The following is a 22,103-nucleotide window of genomic DNA, read 5'->3' on the forward strand; positions in this document are numbered from 1 at the left end:
CGCTTATTCTAGCTGTCTAAGTAACGTAATACAGCGAGGCCTTCACGTTATTTTGCATAAATAAAATTCAAGATATTTTTTAGGCCTATGCTTAAACGCACGCTCTTTGCCGTAGTTATAAGCATCGTTAAAATATTTATACGCTTCATCACATTGATTCAACTCGTAACAGACCATCCCGAGGTCGATTAAGGGCGCAGTGTATATATCCGATCCACGAGTGCGTAACGTCACCTCTCCCCATTTCTTCGCCTCCGCATAATCCGTGAGGTCATAATAAGCGCTGTACACACACGCAGCGATCCAGTTAGCAAGTTCCGATTCGAACTTTGGGTCAGGAAGAGCTTGCCAGGCTTTTCGGTACTGCTCTAAAGCTTCGGCGTATTTTTGGTTCTCGTGAAACTCTATTCCTATTTCAACAAGAGATGTAACTCTTTTTTCATCGAATTTATAGCATACATTTTTCATATGTTTATTCATTATCATTCGAAAAGAGACCTCCTTGCCTATATAAAAGGGATATCAGCGATAAATGCCTTCATAAGCAATGAGGTCTCTAAAAGAGTGAGTTTTGATTGTTAACTAACCAAAAAAGAATTATTTAAAACCTTCTGCCTCAACATCCTTATACAAACCCCAGCATAATTAAATATTTCCAGTTATTTTTTCTTCTATAAGATCAGCCTGACCAATAATTCTCCAAACGCCTTTACTGATATTATAATTGCCGGTAAAAATAATCTTCATCTTTTTACCGCCCCATTCGCCAGCAAAAAAATATAAAAAACGAACGGAGAAAATAAATTTTCAATGTGATTAGCTGTCAACAAAAATAAAAGTAAATATCCCGTATCAAATCTCCATCAACTTCATCAACAGTTCTAGTTTTGACTTTATTGAAGTCAGCTAAAATACCTTTCACTGGCACAACAGACTTTGATATATCATCATAAAATGCTTTTTGTTGACTTTCCGGAACATATTTTTTTATTAAAAAAACAAGATTCTTTCGTAACTCTTCATCTGTCATCGCTTTTACTCCGGAATTATAGTTACACGTTCAAAAATAACAGGGAAATTACGTTCGATTGGTAGCAACTGTAATGCCCCACCTTTACCATACTCAGGGTATGCGCTGGTGAAAAGCTCATATCCAGGCCCTCGGCCACCATTGGCAAGAGGTACTTGCACCTGAGGCACTCCATTTTTATACAGTTGTAATGTATCAAACTCACCTAATAAACGTGCATCACTCCATGAATCTGGATTACCTTTTTCATAAAAAATTTGATAGGCGTCCCTGGCTTCATGTGCAGATTTATATTTCGTATACCCAAAATAACTTAACGGGGCTGATTTATTTTCTATTGTCTGTGGAGCATATTTGCTATCCATATAACGATATGCTGTAGAAGGCATAGTTGAACTAGGGCCACTTGGACCGACATAAAAATCAGGTTTTGTTTTACCGCTACACTCCCGGCTCAACCCCCACGGATCCACCCACCCCAGCGCATTCGGCGCATACTGGTAAAGGTTTATCCCCCCCGCCAGCCCTATCGGGTCCTGCTGCGTAAATCTTCCGCAGTCCGGGTCGTAATACCGGAACAGATTGTAGTGCAGCCCTGTCTCACGGTCCAGATATTGCCCCTGCATGCGCAGGTTCTGAGAATATCCTGATACTTGCGTCTCGCTTTCCCGCAGCAGCTTGCCCCAGGCGCTGTTCACCCCTTCCCAGCGCACCTGTCCTTCGCTATCCGTCATCCGTTCCGGCGTGCCGTTCGGCTGACAGTGGAACCAGAAGATTTCCGGGGCATCAACCCCGTCGATACGCGCCAGCGGATCGTAGCTGTCCTGATCGCTGTAGACGTAGGTCAGTGGCACTTCCCCGTGCACTTCCTGCAGCAGGCGGAACCCTTCCCAGACAAACCGCGTGGTGACAGGCTTACCGGTTGGCTGGCCGCCCAGCATCTGGCGGCGCGTTTTGCTGATGCGTCGCCCGAGCGGATCGTAGCGGAAGCTGACCTGCGTCTGCGGCCTGTTGCGGTCCCGCGGCTGGCTGATGACCTCCGTCAGGCGATGTTCGCCATCGTAGCGGTAGTGCCAGCGGGTCTGGCCGTTGTCCTTCTCCACGGTGCGTCCGTGAATGTCATAGCGCCAGCGAATGCCGTTCAGCTGCGTCAGGCGGTTGTGCGTGACCTTCTCAGCAGATCCTTCGAGTGGATTACCGGCTGCATCCCAGCGCCACTGCTCCTGTCCGGGCAGCGTGCCGTCCTGAACCAGCAGACGCCCGGCGCTGTCGTACTGCCAGCGGTACCAGCTGAACGGATTATCGTCCCGCTCTTCGCGAACCAGGTTATTACGGTAATCGTAATCCCAGCGGCGGGACCAGCGGCGCGGCGACGGGCGCTGGGCGTTGCCGTTAAAGACGTCCCGCCGATGCAGTCGGCCCAGGCGGTCGTATTCGCTGCGGGTGGTCAGCAGCCCCTGCGTGCGGCTGGTCTCGCGGTGAAGCTCGTCGCGGGTAAAGTCGGAAACCGACAGCTTATCGAGGGCAATGCTGAGCAGATGCCCGCTGCCGTAGTAGAACTGCTTCAGCTCGCGGCCATCGGGCAGCGTAACGGAGGTGCGGTTGCCCAGCGCATCATATCCCCACGCCAGCTCACCATGCTCGCTCGCTTCGCGCGTAACGCGACCAAGCGCGTCATACTCAAAGGCAAGCTCCTGCTCTGCCTCGGTGGTCCATGCGTCGGCTGAAAGCGCCGGATGCAGCCCAATCCGGCTTAACAGCCCGGACGGCGTGTAGTGGTAGCGGGTCTGCCCTTCTGGCGTGGTGCGGGCGACCAGCTGACCGCTCGCGCTCCAGGCGAAGGCGTGGGTAATGGCCTCCGGATGACCGGCGGCAAAGGTGCGCGCAATCGTGCGTCCGCAGGCATCATAGCGATACTGTGAGGCCACGCCATCAAGCCCTACCTCTTCCAGCAGCAGCGAGTCAGCGCCCCAGCGGAACTGGTACGCTTCGCCGTTTTCGTTTTCCAGGGCAATCAGACGCCCGCGGCTGTCCCAGCGGCGACGGACCTCTTCGCCCTGCGTATTACGGGTGGCGGTTAAGCGCCCCGCCTCATCGTATCTGAACTCACATTCTTTCCCGTCGGCGCCCGCGTGCCTCACCGGCAGGCCACGTTCGTTCCATTTAAGCGACTCAGTCCAGCCTTCCGGGCGATCGAGCTGCACCGGGCGCCCTGCGGCGTCGTAGCGGTAGCGCGTCTCTTCACCGTCGGCGCTAATCTCTGCCACCAGCCAGCCCAGCGGGTGATAGCTATAGCGGGTAATACGCCCGGAACAGTCCGTCGAACGGACAATCTGCCCGGCCTCGTTGTACTCCTGATAGCGGCTGTTGCCGGCGGCATCGATCTCTTCCACAACCTGGCCAAACTCGTCCCGGCGCAGCTGCGTGGTCTGCCCCAGCGGATCCAGCACGCGCTTCAGTCCGTGGTGTTCGTCGTACCAGAAGCGGGTGGCGCTGCCGTCGGCTTCGATAATGGCCGAGGGAAGCGCGCGATGCTCCAGCCAGGTGGTGGTGCGGGTATTGCCGTCGGCATCGGTCTCCTGCACCCGGTTGCCCATCTCGTCGTAGACGAAGGTGACGGCATTGCCGAGCGGATCGATGCGACGCGTCAGAAGCTCGTTATCGTCCCACTCGTAGCGCCAGTTTTCACCGCGCTCGTCCACGTAGCGGACGATAAGATTCTGCGCGTTCCAGTAGTGGCGGCGCGTCTGACCATCGTAGTGCTCGACGGTCGTCAGCCCCGCGTCTAAATCGTAGCTAAAGCGGCAGCCGTCGCCGGTGCTGGTGCGGTTTTCCACCACGCGCCAGTGGTCGAATTTTTGCCAGCGGTATTCGCTTTCCAGCCCCCCGGGCATCCGGTGCCAGACCATCAGGCCGTGGTCGTTGTAACGGTATTCACGCGTCACCACGCCGGAGGCATCCGTCGCGCTCGCCAGCTGGCCGCGCGCATCGTAGCCCCACTGCATCAGCGGCCAGGTTTGGTTGCCGTCGAAATGGCTGGCTGCGGTAACCCGCTGCGGGAAACGTTCATCCTCATAGCGCAGGGTGACGTCTATCGCCCGCGGCTCGTCGTGAAGACCAACCAGCCTGCCGTGCTCGTCCCACGCCGTCAGCAGCGCATTGCCGTACTCGTCGCTGAGGGATGCCAGACGCAGGATGGAGGGGTTCGCCCGGGTCGGTTTGTACAGACGCCACACCGCGCCGTCATCGTCGGCAATCGCCACGTCGCCGTTCTCATTGCGGCGGATAATGATGCCTTCGCTGATGCTGTAAAACGCGCGGTCGACCGGCGGCAGCTCGAAGCTCAGCTCGCGCCCGGTTTCATCGAACCAGGTCGCATTGCTATCTTCCAACGTCAGATAGCTGTCAAAAGTTGTAGCCCAGCCCAGACCGAACAGCCCTTCGCGGGTGGTCAGGCTGTTATAGCTGCGCTGCCAGCGCAGCGGGAAGCGCCCCGGCAGCGAGAAATCAAGCTCGTCGTCGTCATTCAGGACCTTCACGCCGGTGGCGGCGTGAACCGGGTGCGAGGAGCCAAACACGGCATTCACCGCCATATCCGCCAGCATCCCACCGCCTGCCGCCGCCAGCGCGCAGGGCATGTTTTTCAGGATCTTGCCCGGACGCCCGCGCAGCAGGGAGAGCGCAATCATCCCCAGCGCCAGACCCGGCGTTTTACCGCTTTTGATATCGCGGACCGTGAGCGTGTCCCCGCCGATGATCACGTTAGGAGAGACATCGTCGGAAACGGTGCCTTCGCAGGTGGTGCGATCTTTCGCGCGCACCGCAGGCTGGCCGTTGATGAAAACGCTTTTGGAGCCTTCCGCCAGATACTGCGGCCCGGAGTGTTTTTCACACGCCACCTTGTCTTCTTCCAGCGGCGAAGTTCCCGCAGCGGCAGAGGCCACGCTCGGCTGCCACATTTCGCTGCCAAACTGTCCGGCGGCGGAAAGCAGCATGCCCGCGTAATCGGCAAAGTTGCCCGGCGACTGCGGTTCAGGGGACGGGGTATCGGCGGGCGTGAGCGTGCCTGCCGCACGCGCGGCAGGGATTGCGTTGGTCAGAACGTTATTCGAACCGGTAGTGATTTTGCCCGCAGGCGACGGCGGGAAAAGCGCATTACCTAACCCTTCCGCGGCGTTGCTGATATCGTCTGTGATACCCGCCACGTTCGCCAGCACACCACCGATAATTCCGCTTAACAGACAGCTGGACCCAATCGCCGCCACGCCCGCTGCGGCGGCTCCGGCACCGAGTAATGGTGCCGCAGCCGTAGCCGCCAGCCCTACCGCCGCACCGATCACCGCATAGGCGGCACCTTCCGCCACAATGCTGGTGATGTCAGCAAAAATGCTGGAGTGAATAATCTCGTCGCCCTTACGGGCCGCGTTGTTATCGCTCATGCCTTACACATTCCGGTTGTCGTTTAGCGCCAGACTCTGCTTAAGCGCGCTCCAGCGCACCTCGTCCTCTTCAGTGAATGCTCTGAGCGCTGAGAGGGTAAAAATCATCAATACCGGTTTGCCCGGCGTCTGCACGGCCAGCTGTTTTTGCCACAGGCGCTGCCCGTTGCGGTCAAAGGTGGTCTCAACTTCCAGTCCGTTAATGTTTCCGTCTGGCCCGGCTTTTACGCTCCGGAACTCGCTCTGGGCAATCTCACCCATCTGAGGACGCAGCACGTCCCACTGGCGGTGAAACTCTTGTTCGTAGTCGCTGCCATCGGGAATCACGCCGCGGCTGACCACCACGGACAGCCCGCTTTCGTCATCGCGAATGATGTTCATGCTGTTATCCTGCCAGGCAGCAGGAAAAAGGGAAAATGAACCTTCCTGGAGGGTGTATTTCATAAGTGAACTCGGGATGATTAATATTGAGAGAAACAAAAGAGGCCAATCCATGCTGACCTTTTGGCTGGCTGTTTTATTTAAGCCACTGACCTGACTGTTCGACTAAAACATGACTGCCTTTGCTGACAACCAATTTCACAGGTGCATACGTCACGGTATAAGCGATCTCGCCATTCTTGTACGTTGAGCCGATTATTTTACCTGCGGAGTCGTGTAACGTTTTACCCCTTAAGGAGATCGTACTGTTATCGCTTTTGCGCACGCCGAGATAAACCATCTCGTCACATTTGCTCTCAAAATGGCCGCATTTGTTTATCAGCGAAATGGCGAATTTATCGGTGTCCAGTTTTCTGGTTTCCGCGTTTTGAACCGAAGCGGCTTTACGTAATGTATACCGCAGCAGGGCATAGTAATTTCCTTTTTGAGGAGGAGTAACTAAACGCCATTCCATTTCACGCCCCTTTATTTCCAGAACAGCCCGTCCACCTACGCCGCCAAATGATGAGTTGAACTCAACGCTGGCACGATTGCCAGCAATCGTACCACTAAGATTTTGCTCATCATCTTCCGGGCAATCTATGCGGTTTCCTCTCTGGGAGATATAGCAGTAAGAGCCGGTGATCCGCTTGTCTGATTCAGCTAACCGCAGGGTTAACGTCGAGTCGTTCTTGTATTCGCCAGCCCACTCCCCGTCAAATACGAGTTTTGATTGGCCGAACGTTGCAAAATGCATCGCATTAAATCTGGCGGCCCACTGCTGAATATCGGCATGAATAACCGCGCTATTGTCAGATGACTGGTAATGAATAACGTCCGACGTCGGAACCACCCAGGCTGCAAAGATTTTGCCGTCAGGATTGATGACCAGCGCGGATGCATTCTCCTGATAGAGATCTTTTAACCAACCTTCAACAAACAATCCACCACCTGTGGTGGTATGCGGTTCACCGAAGACATCAAAGTTATCAATAAAGGTCTGGTAATGATTTCCCAGCGTTTTCCTGAGATTGTCTGTCACTTCGCTGTCGTTAACGATGTGACTGACCGTATCGAGCTTATTATATTGCGATAATTCAAGCGCCGTTGTGGTTTCAACGAAGCCTGTCAATAACGCCGTGAACAAAACGACTGCCAGATATTTTTTGGCCATAATTCACTCTGAAGTACCATTTTCGTAATTCATTGTTATTTTTACAACCTTACTGTCTTTAAGCTCAAAAGAGAGCAATTCCTTACCCAATTCATAGGAAACCCACTGCTCCCCGGAATCATTTTCGACCTGACCACTGCCGTAAGCTTTATTAAGTTCATTTATTGTTGAACCAATATGGATCCCGCGAACTGTTTTGCCATCCGGAGCAGTTAACGTAATCTGCGCCACAATATAATCGTCAACACTTCGCTCGGTTTTATCCCACCAGAGATTGGAACTGAATATTCTTAACCCAGTCTTCTGATGCTGGTAGAATTTATAGTTCGTTCCGTCAAAAGGAATTTCACCGACAAAACTACCTTCCACAGAAACTGCAATTTTACGCGCAACCTCAGGAGTCCATCTCTCACCCAGTGCCACAATCTGGTCGTTTAACTGCAGAGAAAAATCATCTTTAGCCAGAATGAGCGGCATAGTCTGAGCCATTACTTCATAACTGCTCAGAAAGGTAGACATGAGGGTAAAAAAAAGAGAGACAGAAAGGCGTTTTTTCACGTTAATCGTCATTTGCTGGATAAATATTATGCTACTCACTACTTTAAAAAGCAGTGAGTAATGAAATAAACATTTTTAGTCAGCGCTAATAGCGACCCCACCCAAGCAGTCAGGTTTTTTTACCGTGAAACTGAAGCTTATTTTTTGCCCATTCATATCCTTTAGCGCTGTATAACTGGTCACTTCGTTCTCCGAACGGCCTCGTGGATAATCAGTTAACGTCAGTTGCGGATAATGTTTTTTAACAGTGTCGAGAGTGATGCACTGGCCGGACGGTGAAAAATTCAGTAACGGTGCCATCCCGTCACTTTCTTTACTTAAACGTAAATCAATTGCAGTAATGTTCGTTCCATCCGCCAGTTTGATATCGTCGGCATTGTAGAAATTGATATATTCATTTTGTTTCGTTAGCTTGAATGACAACGGAGCGTTATCCAGACTGTTAACGGACAATGTTTTGAGTGATGCGCTCATTTCTTCAATGAACTGCCAAAGATCCTGTTTCTGCATGTTACCTCCTGCCATTCCCGTCGTTAATAAAGCCGCAAGCACCGCACCCGTTTTTAGACTATGGATAATTTTTATCATACCAACCGCCATAATAATCTTCGTAATATTGCCCTGTGGTAGACGTTTGTTCGCCTTTGCCAAAGATACGGCCTATCTGCGTACGCGCTTCACTTTCCTTTATAGCCCCACGTTCGAGAGAATCATAGATACGATTATATTGTGTCTGATTTGCCGGATTGCCTGCAATACCTATATCCCCACCCTTGTTGGCTATGATTTCGCGTTGGACCCGGATATTGTTCAAGGTTGCAGCGCCTTCATCACTGAGTGTGCTGTTGAGATAGGCGTCGCGCGAAGAAAAATCAATGTTGGGTTCATATAAAGCGTGACCACTTTCATGTGACAGAGACTGAACGACTGCATTCGGGTTACCGAGCTCATTTTTATCAACGGTAATAACGCGCTTTTGACGATTGGCAAACGTCCCCTTGCCTGCTTCACCTTCTTCAAATGTCCAGCCTCGTTTCTTTAACGTCGCTATGTCATTTTTCATCGTCGGTGATTTATCGACAAGACTATCTACATCCTTTCCATATCCGCTTGAAGGAACATTGGATGCTGGAGGCGTAGCGTTTTTAGAGGTTTCGGCAGGTGCGCTGGCAGCCACACCAGCCTTACTCTCCTTTCCCGGCGTAAATTTCGCCTGCACCGCCGCATCAATATCCCCTTTATGCCCAGAACCCGGCGCCGTTGTGCCCGGCTTGGTGCCAGAAGTATTCAGATGCAGCTTACCGCCCGTGGTGATATAACCATCCCCTTCCACGAAGAAGTTAAACTCTTTGCCGATCAGGTTAATCTTGCCGTTAGCGTTAAGCTCAATAGCGCTCTCACCTGAGACCAGCCGCAGCTTCGTCCCGGATGCAATAACATACTGCTCGACCGCCGCATCCAGCTTGCCTTTCCCCGTCAGGATCTCGGTGCCACCTTTCACGGCCTGCGTCTGGTTCGCTTCTACGCGATGCAGCTCATTTTTCTTCACGTAATGGCTGCGCGCCCCGCCGACGCTGTGCGTTTCATCATTTTTAACGCTGGTGTCCATGTTGCGCTCGGCCTGGATCCACACCTGCTCTGCACCCGCTTTATCCTCAAAGCGCAGGGCGTTAGCGTTGTCCACGGAACCGTCTTTCGTGCGGCTCATAAAGCCCATCTGCGTTGCCGCAGCCGGCAGCGCCCACGGCGGCATGCTCGCGTCGTTATACACGCGGCCGGTAATGATCGGACGGTCCGGGTCGCCGTTGATAAAGTCCACCACCACCTCGTCGCCGACGCGCGGGATCTGCACCCCGCCGTAGCCCTGGCCCGCCCACGCGCTCGACACGCGAACCCAGCAGGAGCTGGTGTCATCGCCCTTCGCCAGCCGGTCCCAGTGGAACTTCACCTTCACCCGGCCATATTTGTCCGTCCAGATACTCTCGCCCTTCGGCCCGACCACTTTCGCCGTCTGCGGGCCGTAGGTGCGTGGCCACGTCGTGCTCTGCGCCGGACGGTAAACCACCGCCGACGGAATGACCGTGAAATCGGTACGGTGTATGGTCTCCCCCTCGCCGCTGGCGTAGCGGTTCTCCTCGAAGTGGTAGCCCGCCGCCGTCACCAGATACTCCCCGTTGTCGCTGAAGAACGGCGCGCTGGTTAACGTGAAGGTGTGCCCGGGCGCAATCCCCGCCGCCGTGGCGGTGGCCTGAATCTGCTGGTGCTCAACCTGCCAGCGCTCCTGACGGATACGGGCATAAAACTCCCCGTGACCTTTGTCCACAAAGCGACCCGGCCAGTCGTACACGTCGATGCTGCCCGGCTTCGGCGACGCCGGATTCTGCTGGGCCTGGAAAAGCCACGCGTTCGGCTTGCGGAAGTCATAGTCGTCGAGGCTGTAAATCCCCGGCGTCACGCTGTCCTCCAGCGCCCACTGGCTGATGCCCTCTTCATCCGTGCTGCCGCCGGACGGCGTCTGGTGGTAAGGAATGACCTCATAGCCGCTGAACGGCTGATGCTGCGTGGCGGCGTCAGTCAGCACCAGCATGTGCTTGTCCGCATCGTGTCTGAAGTGATACGCAATCCCTTCCAGCTCCATCAGGCGGCTGATAAAGTCCAGGCTCGACTCCTGATACTGCACGCAGTAGTCCCAGACCCGGTAGCTGCCGGTGAGCTTATCCTCAACGTTGACCTGATGCTCACCGAGCAGGGTTTTGACAATCTGCGGCACCGTCTGGCCCTGGAAGATACGCAGGTTACGGTCGCGCTTCATCGGCCACAGGTCCGGCTCCACCGTCAGCTGGTACACCGCATAGCGGGTGCCCGTCAGCTCAACGGCGCTGACCGCCACGCGGGTAATTTTTCCGTTAATATAGCGGGACGTCAGCAGATTCTGCGTCGGGATGGTCACCGTGACCGGCTGGCCCAGCAGCTTACTGCGGTCAATGCGCGCGTCCGTGCCGAGTACGGTCAGCGTCAGCGCGAACGACTCGGACATCGCCTCGCGGCCTGAGAGTTTCCAGAAAAGCAGCCCCTCCACCGGGAGCTGAACGGTAATTCGGTTGAGCATAATCATTATTCCACTATGGACTAATCTCAGTGCCAGAAGTTAACTCATTTCAATACGCAAAGCGTAAACGCTGCTGGTTTGATAATGAGTAGCTGTAAGATTGACTTCTCATGCCACAAAAAAACCACTTTTCCTGAATTTTCATCGAGATAAACAGTTACAAGAAAGTGTCTTCAGGGGCTCTATCGAACAATTCACCAGCCATTTTGGCGATACGTTCATGTTGTACGAGTTTATTTTTCCACTCCTGCGGAATAGCGGAATAACCATATAATGCTCCCGCTATTTGTCCCGCCGTTGCCGCAACGCTGTCAGCGTCATCGGCAAGATTGGCAGCCAGCAGAATCGCATCCCGGAAATTATCAGTATTCCATACGGACCACATCGCGGCCTCAAGCGTATCGATAACATAACCACTTGAACGAATCTGATCGCGAATTTTTTGCTTATACTCACCCGCATTTATGATCATTACACGCGCGCACAGTGGGAAAACATGAGGGGAAAAAGCTTCTTCTTTTTGATAACCGTTAATTAAATAGTGCAATACCAATCCGAGAAATTGGCATGCGTTAATTGACTCTACCGCGCCATGCGTTGCTCGACTCTGAGCCTGGGATTCGAAGTAAATCGCACGCAGCGATTTTCGACGAAAGATAGACACCGGTGCTTGACGAATAACCCCAGCATTACCAGCAGTGTGTTTCTCTGTATTACCATACCAGGAAGGTCCGACACGCATATACTGTTCAAGTGCGAATCGCGTCGTATTCCCGATATCGAAGCACCGACCATTACTACTATTCTCTCCGTCAAGATACCATTTCAGGAGATATTTTCTAAGCACATCGGTGTGCATTCTGTTTTCTGAAAGATAAGTCTCTGCCAGACATAATGCCATGGACGTATCATCTGTCCATTCACCAGGTTTTAATTGAAAAGGTCCCCCACCAATCATATCCGCTACATGTTCGCTGTCTCTGCGTTTAAATTCAAGAGTAGTGCCAACTGCATCTCCAACAGCCAAACCCACTAACGCCCCAAGTGCTTTATCGCGTGAAACATCTTCATTTGTGATTAAAGGTAATATTTCATCCCATACATGAGAGGAATTTGAATCATCAATGCTGCTTCTTATTACCTTACGAACATTAACTGGCATGTAGTTACGATAACGATCGGCATAATGATTAATTACTGAGTCTTCGCTGTAAAGATCTATCATCCCGCACCCTTTAATCAAACGTTGTTTACCACTTGCGATATCGTTTTTGCCTTTTCAAATACTCAACGTCTTGCTCATGAGGGAGAATAAACTTCAATCCTTTTCCCATTTGCGAAGCTATATAATTAACATTGGACAAATGCTGAGCAAGTTCTGCATCGGTTGTATCAAACTCTTTTGACGCAAGCACTCCAAGATTTAATTTGTGCAATTTACTTTTATCTTTCTCAGACCCCGTTAGAATAGACTTAATATAGTCCAGCTGATTCTTCGCCATAACATATAAAGAAAATGTAGGATTTTCATCTAATCGATGATTAATTGCATCAATAGCATCATTGATATAATCCAGCGCGGTGTAATTTTCTTTACTCATGAGTCACCTCAAATACTGCCCTGGCGATGGCCTGAACCTGCGGATGCTCCACTTCTACCTGTTACACAGCATAGTGCATGCCCGTTCTCTCAACGGCACCGTTCGCCACATGGATAATCTTGCCGTTAACATAGCGGGATGTCAGTTTTCAGAACAGAATATCCACTCCCGCGAGCTGAACGATAGTTCAGCTGAGCATGATTTTTTATTCCACGATGATCTGTTCTCAGTGCCTGAAGTTAACTAATCCTCAGAACGAGGGCGGTTATGATATTATTTCTGTGAAACAAAAAATAAAACCACATTTCTATGGTTTTATTTAGATGGCCATGAATTAACTTTGTCAGCTCATCGTTTTTCTATGCGAAACGTAGAAAGAATGATTTCCATGCATCGTTTATTGGCTTCGTAATAATAATCCTGATGATTACGATGAGGCCCAACCACCTCAACGTAACACCACAAATCATTCATTTTAAAGATACGCATATCGTAATAAGCCCTGATATTCTCAGCAGCACTGACTACCTCTCCCGTACAGCTATAAAGATCGCCTGTAAACGAGGGATTGATATCATTTGGGATGCTGGCAATGTCCGATGTCGTAAGAGAGACCGCACTATCGTGGCGGTTAAAGCGCGCAGTTGCTTCATCGAAAATAGCCTGCGCAGCGGGATAATCAGCCTGACGGAAAAGACAGAAATTAATCACTCCATGGTTGACGTTACCTATTGTGTGTTCAATTACCAGACGATTATCATCCAGCGTATTCACCAGCCATGAATCCGGAATTTTAAATCCACTGTCATTTTTGTTGCTAAGGCTGACTGTTTTCAACAGTTCTGAAAGCATCAAATTGCTGCGATGCAGTAAATCCCAGTTGATAGCAATCAGGAAAATAGTATCGGCAATCGTGTTGTAATCTTTCGACGCACAAGCCGTTTTCAAAAGGAAGTAATTTCCCCCACCATTTACAGGATTATAATCCTTCTGCACCGTATATCGTGAAACGACCTCATCACCCGATGGCATCGTTTTAATGGACAGGATATCCGCAAACTTCCCGCTTCCTGAAGGATGCGTAATTATTCTTTGGCTCAGTACTTTCTCACCCATTAAATCGAGCTTATTTATAAGCCAGTCTGACGCATTCATCTCCCACTGACAGTGTTCATATGCAGCCCAGACTTCAATATAGGGGCCGGTGTCATCGGCGATGTATCGTCCGATATTCGTCAGCCCAACCTCCTGAAATGTGATCGGCTTTAACTCTGCTGGCTTAACATTCTGGGGTAACAATAGCCAGTAATGAAGCATCTCTTTTTCTGCAGAGGTATAGAGACATTTCCAGAAATTTTCCCGAATCTCTTTTTCCTGATCCTTCATCTCAAGAGGAAAAAAATATTGTTTTTCAGCAACCATAATGCAACCTCACTCGTCGCGCTTACTTAAGCCATAAACCCGAAAACATAAGGAAGCTTCCGAGGGTAATTAAGCTTTTAGCAAAGATAAGTAAGCCAGGCGCCACGGCACGTGTCATAGACGATAATTTTTCATAATTTTCCGCGTTGTATCTTTTGTGCCCCCCCATAATCCCGGAAAATAACGTGCAGAGCAGCACTACTGTGATCTTTAATCCCCAAACACACAAGAAAGACATGGATAAGATGATCGAATAATGCTTGGCCGTTGCGACGGAAAATAATGACATTGACTGAGCAAGCCATTTCAACGTAAAGCCAATGACGACCGTAGCCACTAACACTAGAACGAACATTAACCCCGCAAGGAGCCATTGCTTTTTGTTAAATAAATCTTTTCCATTCCAGATAAGCGCTAGCGTCCAAATCATAAAGACTATAAAGAAAAACCAATGCATCACAACGTTCCCCATTTACACATTTTAATCTCCTATCAGGACTGTAACACAGCCAGTCTTAATCACACCATCGCCACTGCCCGCCGCTGGGGACGGCTTACTTTCATCATCGTCATAAATCCAGTCAAGAATCGGTTTGAGAGCAAATTTGATACTGGCATCCCCTCCCAGACCGAGCGCCGCTGCAAGCTCACCGGACACCTTAAGGTTAAATGAATAATCAGTGCTATCAATCCAGGTTCCCACGCCTGCAGAAGCGCCAGCGCTCCCTGCACTCCCTGAAAGCTTGCCATCGGCAACGACTACGCCATAAAAATCGGCTTTAGCCGTCGCCTCTCCTTTGACCGCCGCGGCTTCTGCGCCAAGTTCAACATTAAAACCATAACGCCCTTTATTTCCGTCATATAGTTCACTGACGGCCTTCGCTTCAGCGGTTGCCAGGTATACATCCCCACCGACGCCGCCGTATTGTTGCCCTTCTTTTCCAATGCTTCCCGAGGCGCCATATTGTATTGCGGTGGCGTTTGCATTGAGATTAATCGCCCCGTAATCAGCTCGATCGGTCACTAACGTGCCGCTGGCAGTCGCCACCCCTACTTTAGTACGTACCTCGCCTTTATATTTATCCTGACTTTTTGTATTCCCGACCGTGATATCGGCAAGTGCGAATCCGGCTGAAGCCGTATCGGGTGTTCCAAAGCCGGATTTATCTTCAAGGCTTGCATAGGCGCCAAGCACACGGGCGTCGTAAACATCACCATGTATAGCACCATCTTTACCCGCATCCTTCGCCGCCGTTCCGCCCCAGTATTGCGGAGGTGCGGGTTGAGTGGATGCGACCGCAGGGGTTGCTGAGGTATTGCAACCCGTCTTGTCACCTTCCCTGGCGAGAGGCAAACCATTCACAAATACCGTTGTTGAACCACTGAGAATACTTCCCTGACCATGTTGGGAGCATGAAAGCGGGTCGCCTTTTCGTGCTGCCGGAAATCCGCCAATAATTACGTTGGGACTTCCGCTTTGAATTGGGCCAGTATGTGCGCTGGAATCAATGCGCGCTCTGGCGGCTGGTTTTCCCATAATAGCGTTCTCTGTACGCAGATTAACTGTTAACTTTTACAATCGCGCCCTTAATATCGGTAAGGTTAGTTCCCGTTATACTCACCGTATCATTTGCTTTGAGCTCGGTATTGATCCCATCACCTAGTCTTGTAAGCTCATCACCTTTGAAGATGGCTTGTTCCACAGCCTCTGCTTTGAGGTTGCCTTGGCCTACGTGAATCTCAATGGTATCCGGGGCGATCAGAATATAATTGTCTTTAACTTTGAGTTTAATCGTGGTCACAGATTCCAGCAGCGCGTTACCTTCTTTATCCATGGTCAAGACGGTTTGATCTTTCCCAACGTTTATAACGTGCTTGTTACCAATATTATGCGTTTCATTATTACCTACATCTGATTTCAGGTTCCGCTTAATCGTAATATTCTCATCCTGTCCGATGGTTTTTCTACGATCGACACCGACATCATGAGTTTCAGAATTTTCAATATCCGTATCCATATTTTTTTCTGCATGGATCCAGATCTGCTCGTGCCCGGCTTTATCTTCAAAACGGAGAATATTGGCATTGTCTTTATGGCCATCTTTGCTGCGGCTATAAAAACCCATCTGCGTCGCCGCAGCCGGAAGCGCCCACGGCGGCATGCTCGCGTCGTTATACACGCGGCCGGTAATAATCGGACGGTCCGGGTCGCCGTTGATAAAGTCCACCACCACCTCGTCGCCGACGCGCGGGATCTGCACCCCGCCGTAGCCCTGGCCTGCCCACGCGCTCGACACGCGAACCCAGCAGGAGCTGGTGTCATCGCCCTTCGCCAGCCGGTCCCAGTGGAACTTCACCTTCACCCGGCCATATTTATCCGTCCAGATGCTCTCCCCCTTCGGCCCCACTACCTTCGCGGTCTGCGGGCCGTAGGTGCGCGGCCAAGCCGTGCTCTGCGCCGGACGGTAAACCACCGCCGACGGAATGACCGTGAAATCGGTACGGTGTATGGTCTCCCCCTCGCCGCTGGCGTAGCGGTTCTCCTCGAAGTGGTAGCCCGCCGCCGTCACCAGATACTCCCCGTTGTCGCTGAAGAACGGCGCGCTGGTTAACGTGAAGGTGTGCCCGGGCGCAATCCCCGCCGCCGTGGCGGTGGCCTGAATCTGCTGGTGCTCAACCTGCCAGCGCTCCTGACGGATACGGGCATAAAACTCCCCGTGACCTTTGTCCACAAAGCGACCCGGCCAGTCGTACACGTCGATGCTGCCCGGCTTCGGCGACGCCGGATTCTGCTGGGCCTGGAAAAGCCACGCGTTCGGCTTGCGGAAGTCATAGTCGTCGAGGCTGTAAATCCCCGGCGTCACGCTGTCCTCCAGCGCCCACTGGCTGATGCCCTCTTCATCCGTGCTGCCGCCGGACGGCGTCTGGTGGTAAGGAATGACCTCGTAGCCGCTGAACGGCTGATGCTGCGTGGCGGCATCGGTGAGCACAAGGGTGTGCTTGTCCGCATCGTGTCTGAAGTGATAGGCAATCCCCTCCAGCTCCATCAGGCGGCTGATGAAGTCCAGGCTCGACTCCTGATACTGCACGCAGTAGTCCCACACCCGGTAGCTGCCGGTGAGCTTATCCTCAACGTTGACCTGATGCTCACCCAGCAGGGTTTTCACAATCTGCGGCACAGTCTGGCCCTGGAAAATACGCAGGTTACGGTCGCGCTTCATCGGCCACAGGTCCGGCTCCACCATCAGCTGGTACACCGCATAGCGGGTGCCCGTCAGCTCAACGGCGCTGACCGCCACGCGGGTAATTTTTCCGTTAATATAGCGGGACGTCAGCAGATTCTGCGTCGGGATGGTCACCGTGACCGGCTGGCCCAGCAGCTTAGTGCGGTCAATGCGCGCGTCCGTGCCGAGCACGGTCAGCGTCAGCGCAAACGACTCGGACATCGCCTCGCGGCCCGTCAGTTTCCAGAACAGAAGCCCCTCCACCGGGAGCTGAACGGTAATTCGGTTGAGCATAATCTTTATTCCATTTAGCTTATGCGATGCAAAAAAGCGGGTCGCATCTCTGATAAAGCATCATTCAAGAAAGGGGCTTTTCCCGCTCGTTCATCCAAAAAACAAGAGAGTAGATTTTCAGTGACTCTGATGTGATAAATAACCCTACATTCAACCAGACGTTTGAAATTCCAAACACGCTTACTAAAAGAGGGAAAAATGAGACTGAACATCTGAATGAAATCAAACGAAATAATTCCTGAGCAAGAGCAAATTTGACTGCACCGTTCTTTCGTTTGAAGAATAACCAGGCCGAAGCAAACAAAGAGAGTAGTAAAAGTAAGTCAAGCACAAAAAAAAGCATGACCAAAATGCTGAAACCATCACCTGCAAAATAATTCAACGAAGCACTAAATGCTTTTGCGTCAGAAAGAAATGGGATTCTGTTGTGGCGTACTGAATTCGCGCAATAAATTAAAATTGCGAGAAGATCCATACTTCCCCAGAAATACCCTGATTTACTCTTTAAATGAGCGACATTTTGTTTATACACGTAATTAACACTGACAAAAATGGAATTCCGCAACTTCGCTTCAGCTAACTCTCCGGGGTCGGAGACAAAAGGGCCTGTCGTTTTTCACTGACGGTGGTCAATTAAGACCACCGCTACTAAGCCAACTGAGCTTTCAATCCTAAAGCGATTTTGTACATAAAGAGGAGAGACGCTCTTCGAACACCTTTGGAATAAGTCTCTGGCCTTGAAGATCGTGCATTACTAAGGATTCACCAGCCAGGTGCCCGGCTTGCTGATATCCAGCGTCTGGCTGCGCGTTCTCCCGTTGCCCTGCAGCTCAATCTTCGTCTCACCGGCTGGCAGCTTGAGCGAGGCATAGCCGTTGGTCGCCGGACGCAGCGCTTTTGGTTCGCCGTTCACTTTCAGCGTTTCACCGTCCTGGATACGGATATAAACCAGCGCGACCGGGCTGGCGTCGGCAGGTGGTGGCGTCTGTTGCGCCGTCGCTGACTCGCTCACCGTCGCCGTTTCTGGCTTCACCTCTGGCGCGTTCGCGGCAGTTTCTGTCGGACGCGTCTCTGACGGGGCCTGGGCAGCCTGCTCAGGCGCATCATTCCCACCGCTGAACAGCATCGCCCCGGCGACAACGCCCACCAGCACGCCCGCGGCAACCATGCCCGGGATCTTATAGCGACGCCAGTCGAGCACCGAAGCTGGCTTCTCTTCCTCAACCGGAACCAGCATGGTGCCGGTCTTTTTGGCGGTGAGCACGTCGTTGATCCCGGCGACCGGCATCTCAATCAGCGCCGCGAATTCGTCGATAGACTGCGGACGGTCCTCCATGTGCAGCGCCAGCGCGCGGTCGATGGCCTGCAGCAGCGGAATGGAGTAGCCCTGCGGCATGATTTCCACCAGCGGCTTACAGGTATCCTGGATGGAGCGCACCACGCTGACCGGCGGCGGAGAACCCACAATCAGGGTACGCAGCACCGCGCCGAGGGCGTAAATATCCGTCCACGGCCCCTGCTCGCTCTCGTTGTCGTCGGTGTACTGCTCAATCGGCGCAAAGCCGGGGCGCAGCATGGTTTCCGTTTCGTCGGAAAGGTTGCCGATGGTGCGGCGCGCGGAGCCGAAATCGAGCAGCACCGGCAGGCCGTTATCCTGGATCTGAATATTATCCAGCGAGATGTCGCGGTGCAGATAGCCTTCGTCGTGGATGGTCTTGATCGCCCCGAACAGCATCGGCAGCGTGCGGCGGATCCAGGCCTCGTTGATCAGCTCCGGTTTTTCTTCGCGCAGGCGTGAAAGCGTGGTGCCGCTATAAAACAGCGTCCCCATGTAAGCCGTGTCGTTTTGCACCCAGAAACGCAGGACGTGCAGCAGGTTCGGGTGGTTAAAACGCGCCAGCAGACGCGCTTCCTGAATAAAGCTGTTCAGGCCCGCGGAAAATGCTTTGCCAAAGCGCTCGCTGCGCAGCACCAGGGTCATGTCGTCGCCGCGCACGGCGAGCGAGGAAGGCATAAATTCTTTGATAGCGATAGTGCGTTCGAGCTGGTGATCCCACGCGCGATAGACAATGCCAAAACCGCCGCCGCCGATCACCTCTTTGATTTCAAACTCGTTGAAGCGGTACCCGACCGGGAGCGCGTTTGGGACAGTCCGATTGTTATCATTATCCGTCATCTTTTACAGTTCTCTTGATGATTATTACGCGGCAAACTGACAGTGAAACTCGCCCTGCTCGCAGGTGACATGCAGGCGTCGGAACTGCTCGTCGCTGCGGCTGGCGGTAAGTAAGATCTGGCTCATCTGAGGCAGCAGGGTGTTAGTCAGAATAGCATCCACCATGCGGCCACCGGACTCCACCTCGGTGCAGCGCTGAACAATCTGTTCCACCACGCTGTCGTCAAACTCAGAAATAATGCTGTGATTCTCTTCCAGACGACGCTGAATGCGCTTGAGCTGCAGGCGCACAATCTGCCCGAGCATCTCGTCGCTGAGCGGGTAGTACGGCACCACCAGCAGGCGGCCCAGCAGCGCCGGCGGGAATACTTCCAGCAGCGGCTGGCGCAGCGCGCCGCTTAATGCGTCAGGCTCCGGCATCAGCTCCGGATCGGCGCACATGGCGCTTATCAGCTCGGTGCCGACGTTGGAGGTCAGAATAATGATGGTATTACGGAAATCAATGTGGCGCCCCTCGCCGTCCTCCATCCAGCCTTTATCGAATACCTGGAAGAAGATCTCATGGACGTCCGGGTGCGCTTTTTCAATTTCGTCCAGCAGCACCACGCTGTAAGGGCGACGGCGCACGGCCTCGGTTAACACGCCGCCTTCACCATACCCTACGTATCCCGGAGGCGCACCTTTTAAGGTGGAAACGGTGTGCGCTTCCTGGAACTCGCTCATGTTGATGGTGATGACGTTCTGCTCGCCGCCGTACAGGGATTCCGCCAGCGCCAGCGCGGTTTCAGTTTTCCCGACGCCGGACGGGCCGCACAGCATAAAGACGCCCACCGGTTTGTTCGGATCGTCGAGCTTCGCCCGCGAGGTTTTCACGCGGCGGGCAATGAGATCCAGCCCGTGACGCTGGCCGATAACGCGCTGGTTCAGCGTATCGGCAAGGTTCAGCACCGCGTCGATCTCGTTTTTCACCATCCGGCCCAGCGGGATCCCGGTCCAGTCAGAGACGACTGCGGCGACCACGTTTTCATCTACCGCCGCAAACAGCAGCGGCTCGTCACCCTGTAAGGCGTTCAGCGCCTGCTGCTGCTCCGCCAGCCGGCTGCGCAGCTCGGCGGTCTCTTCCTCGCCCGCCGCAAACAGCGCGGCGCGCAGGCGGATGATCTCCTGCACCAGACCGCGCTCGTCTTCCCAGCGCCGGGCCAGGGCTTCGCGTTTTGTTTCATACGCGTCGCGCTCTGTGATTAACGTCGCTACGCGCTCTGCGTCACCGGCGCCGACGCGCGCTTCGCGTTCAGCAATTTCAATTTCCACGTCCAGCGCGGCAAGATGGCGCAGGCAGTCTTCCAGCTGCGCCGGCGGCGCGCTCTGGCTGACGGCCACGCGGGCGCAGGCGGTGTCGAGCAGCGCAACGGCTTTGTCCGGCAGCTGACGCGCCGGGATATAGCGATGGGACAGCTTCACCGCCGCGCTGACCGCTTCGTCGAGCAGCAGGACCTGGTGGTGCGTCTCCAGCGGCGACACGGTGCTGCGCAGCATCAGAATGGCTTTCGCTTCGTCCGGCTCGTGAACCTGTACGGTCTGGAAACGACGGGTCAGCGCCGGGTCTTTCTCAATGTACTTTTTGTATTCCGCCCAGGTGGTGGCACCGATGGTGCGTAGCTGACCGCGCGCCAGGGCCGGCTTCAGCAGGTTCGCCGCATCGCCGGTTCCCTGCTGGCCGCCTGCACCAATCAGAGTGTGGATCTCATCGATAAACAGAATAATCGGCGTGGCGCTGGACTGGACTTCATTAATGAGCGCCTGCAGACGGGCTTCAAATTCGCCTTTCATGCCCGCGCCTGCCTGCAGCATGCCGATATCCAGCAGCCACAGCTGAATGTTCTGCAGTGGCTCCGGCACGTCGCCGTCGGCGATACGCAGCGCCAGCCCTTCAACGACTGCGGTTTTGCCGACCCCGGCCTCCCCGGTCAGCAGCGGGTTGTTCTGGCGGCGGCGCATCAGGATATCCACCATCTGGCGGATCTCCTCGTCGCGCCCGACAACCGGGTCAATCTTCCCGTCGCGGGCGCGGGCGGTCAGGTCCTGGCCGTACTGGGCCAGCGTACCCTGAGCCGCCGGGACCGCACCCGCCGGTGCATCGACGGCGGCAGCGGCCTGCTGCGTCTCTTTACTGTTGCCACAGATGGCGTCGAACTGCTCGATCAGCACTTCGACGTTAAGGCGGGTGAACTGCGCCGAGATGCTTTTCAGCACGTTGGCCAGATTCCAGGTCTTGAGGATGCCAATCAGCAAATGGCCGCCGCGAATGCGGCTGACGCCAAACTTCAGCGAGCCGAAGACCCAGGCGCGCTCCACGGCGCTGTCGATATGTTCGGAGAGATCGGAAACGGAACTTGCGCCGCGCGGCAGAGCGTCCAGCGCCGCCACGATATCGCGCGTTAGCTGCTGTTCGTCGAGGGCAAAGTGGCGGATGACCTGCTGCAGATCGCCATCCTGCTGCTGCATCAGCTGATGCAGCCAGTGCACCAGCTCAACGTAGGGGTTGCCGCGCAGCTTGCAGAAGGCAGTCGCGCTTTCCAGAGAGGTAAATAACAGCGTATCCAGTTTGCCGAAAAGCACGGCACGGCTAATTTCTGACATGTTCGGTTCCGTTGAT

Annotated in this window: 17 protein-coding genes; all 17 read right to left on the minus strand. The window is 53.4% G+C overall.

Annotated elements, in window-relative coordinates:
* Positions 1 to 42: 42 nt before the first annotated feature.
* Complete coding sequence (locus DG357_RS13430; RefSeq protein WP_331847211.1) at positions 43 to 486, minus strand: tetratricopeptide repeat protein; 444 nt, start codon at positions 484 to 486, stop codon at positions 43 to 45.
* A 337-nt stretch (positions 487 to 823) separates the two neighbouring features.
* Complete coding sequence (locus DG357_RS13435; protein ID WP_088204310.1) at positions 824 to 1,030, minus strand: hypothetical protein; 207 nt, start codon at positions 1,028 to 1,030, stop codon at positions 824 to 826.
* 5 nt (positions 1,031 to 1,035) lie between these two features.
* Complete coding sequence (locus tag DG357_RS13440; protein WP_088204309.1) at positions 1,036 to 5,469, minus strand: RHS repeat-associated core domain-containing protein; 4,434 nt, start codon at positions 5,467 to 5,469, stop codon at positions 1,036 to 1,038.
* Positions 5,470 to 5,472: 3 nt separating this feature from the next.
* Positions 5,473 to 5,913, minus strand: coding sequence for a DcrB-related protein (locus DG357_RS13445; protein ID WP_059358115.1), 441 nt, complete (start codon positions 5,911 to 5,913; stop codon positions 5,473 to 5,475).
* Positions 5,914 to 5,986: 73 nt separating this feature from the next.
* On the minus strand, positions 5,987 to 7,063 hold the full coding sequence (locus tag DG357_RS13450) for a hypothetical protein (RefSeq protein ID WP_088204308.1): 1,077 nt from the start codon (positions 7,061 to 7,063) through the stop codon (positions 5,987 to 5,989).
* A 3-nt stretch (positions 7,064 to 7,066) separates the two neighbouring features.
* Complete coding sequence (locus DG357_RS13455) at positions 7,067 to 7,621, minus strand: hypothetical protein (RefSeq protein WP_224222657.1); 555 nt, start codon at positions 7,619 to 7,621, stop codon at positions 7,067 to 7,069.
* Positions 7,622 to 7,696: 75 nt separating this feature from the next.
* Positions 7,697 to 8,209, minus strand: a complete 513-nt coding sequence (locus DG357_RS13460; RefSeq protein WP_047366809.1) for a hypothetical protein — start codon at positions 8,207 to 8,209, stop codon at positions 7,697 to 7,699.
* On the minus strand, positions 8,190 to 10,730 hold the full coding sequence (locus DG357_RS13465; protein ID WP_108780355.1) for a type VI secretion system Vgr family protein: 2,541 nt from the start codon (positions 10,728 to 10,730) through the stop codon (positions 8,190 to 8,192). The genes DG357_RS13460 and DG357_RS13465 overlap by 20 nt, the downstream gene beginning before the upstream one ends.
* Positions 10,731 to 10,887: 157 nt before the next feature.
* On the minus strand, positions 10,888 to 11,955 hold the full coding sequence (gene tri1, locus DG357_RS13470) for an ADP-ribosylarginine hydrolase Tri1 (protein ID WP_063438215.1): 1,068 nt from the start codon (positions 11,953 to 11,955) through the stop codon (positions 10,888 to 10,890).
* A 25-nt stretch (positions 11,956 to 11,980) separates the two neighbouring features.
* The gene (locus DG357_RS13475) at positions 11,981 to 12,331 is read right to left on the minus strand and encodes an immunity protein Tsi6 family protein (RefSeq protein WP_045261346.1); all 351 of its coding nucleotides are present in this window, start codon (positions 12,329 to 12,331) and stop codon (positions 11,981 to 11,983) included.
* Positions 12,332 to 12,679: 348 nt separating this feature from the next.
* Entirely contained in the window at positions 12,680 to 13,753 is a 1,074-nt protein-coding gene (locus DG357_RS13485) for a hypothetical protein (RefSeq protein WP_047366826.1), read from the minus strand.
* 22 nt (positions 13,754 to 13,775) lie between these two features.
* Positions 13,776 to 14,210, minus strand: a complete 435-nt coding sequence (locus DG357_RS13490; protein WP_028013479.1) for a hypothetical protein — start codon at positions 14,208 to 14,210, stop codon at positions 13,776 to 13,778.
* A 24-nt stretch (positions 14,211 to 14,234) separates the two neighbouring features.
* Complete coding sequence (locus tag DG357_RS13495; RefSeq protein ID WP_088204532.1) at positions 14,235 to 15,290, minus strand: PAAR domain-containing protein; 1,056 nt, start codon at positions 15,288 to 15,290, stop codon at positions 14,235 to 14,237.
* Between the two features lie 22 nt (positions 15,291 to 15,312).
* Complete coding sequence (locus tag DG357_RS13500) at positions 15,313 to 17,271, minus strand: type VI secretion system Vgr family protein (protein WP_108780336.1); 1,959 nt, start codon at positions 17,269 to 17,271, stop codon at positions 15,313 to 15,315.
* A 64-nt stretch (positions 17,272 to 17,335) separates the two neighbouring features.
* Entirely contained in the window at positions 17,336 to 17,746 is a 411-nt protein-coding gene (locus DG357_RS13505; protein ID WP_047367777.1) for a hypothetical protein, read from the minus strand.
* Between the two features lie 279 nt (positions 17,747 to 18,025).
* On the minus strand, positions 18,026 to 19,447 hold the full coding sequence (locus tag DG357_RS13510) for a serine/threonine protein kinase (RefSeq protein WP_088205033.1): 1,422 nt from the start codon (positions 19,445 to 19,447) through the stop codon (positions 18,026 to 18,028).
* A gap of 24 nt (positions 19,448 to 19,471) precedes the next feature.
* Positions 19,472 to 22,087: a type VI secretion system ATPase TssH gene (gene tssH / locus DG357_RS13515; RefSeq protein WP_088205034.1), complete on the minus strand. Its 2,616-nt coding sequence runs from the start codon at positions 22,085 to 22,087 to the stop codon at positions 19,472 to 19,474.
* Positions 22,088 to 22,103: the final 16 nt, after the last annotated feature.

Origin of the sequence: Enterobacter bugandensis, assembly GCF_900324475.1 — a bacterium.
GTDB lineage: Bacteria > Pseudomonadota > Gammaproteobacteria > Enterobacterales > Enterobacteriaceae > Enterobacter > Enterobacter bugandensis.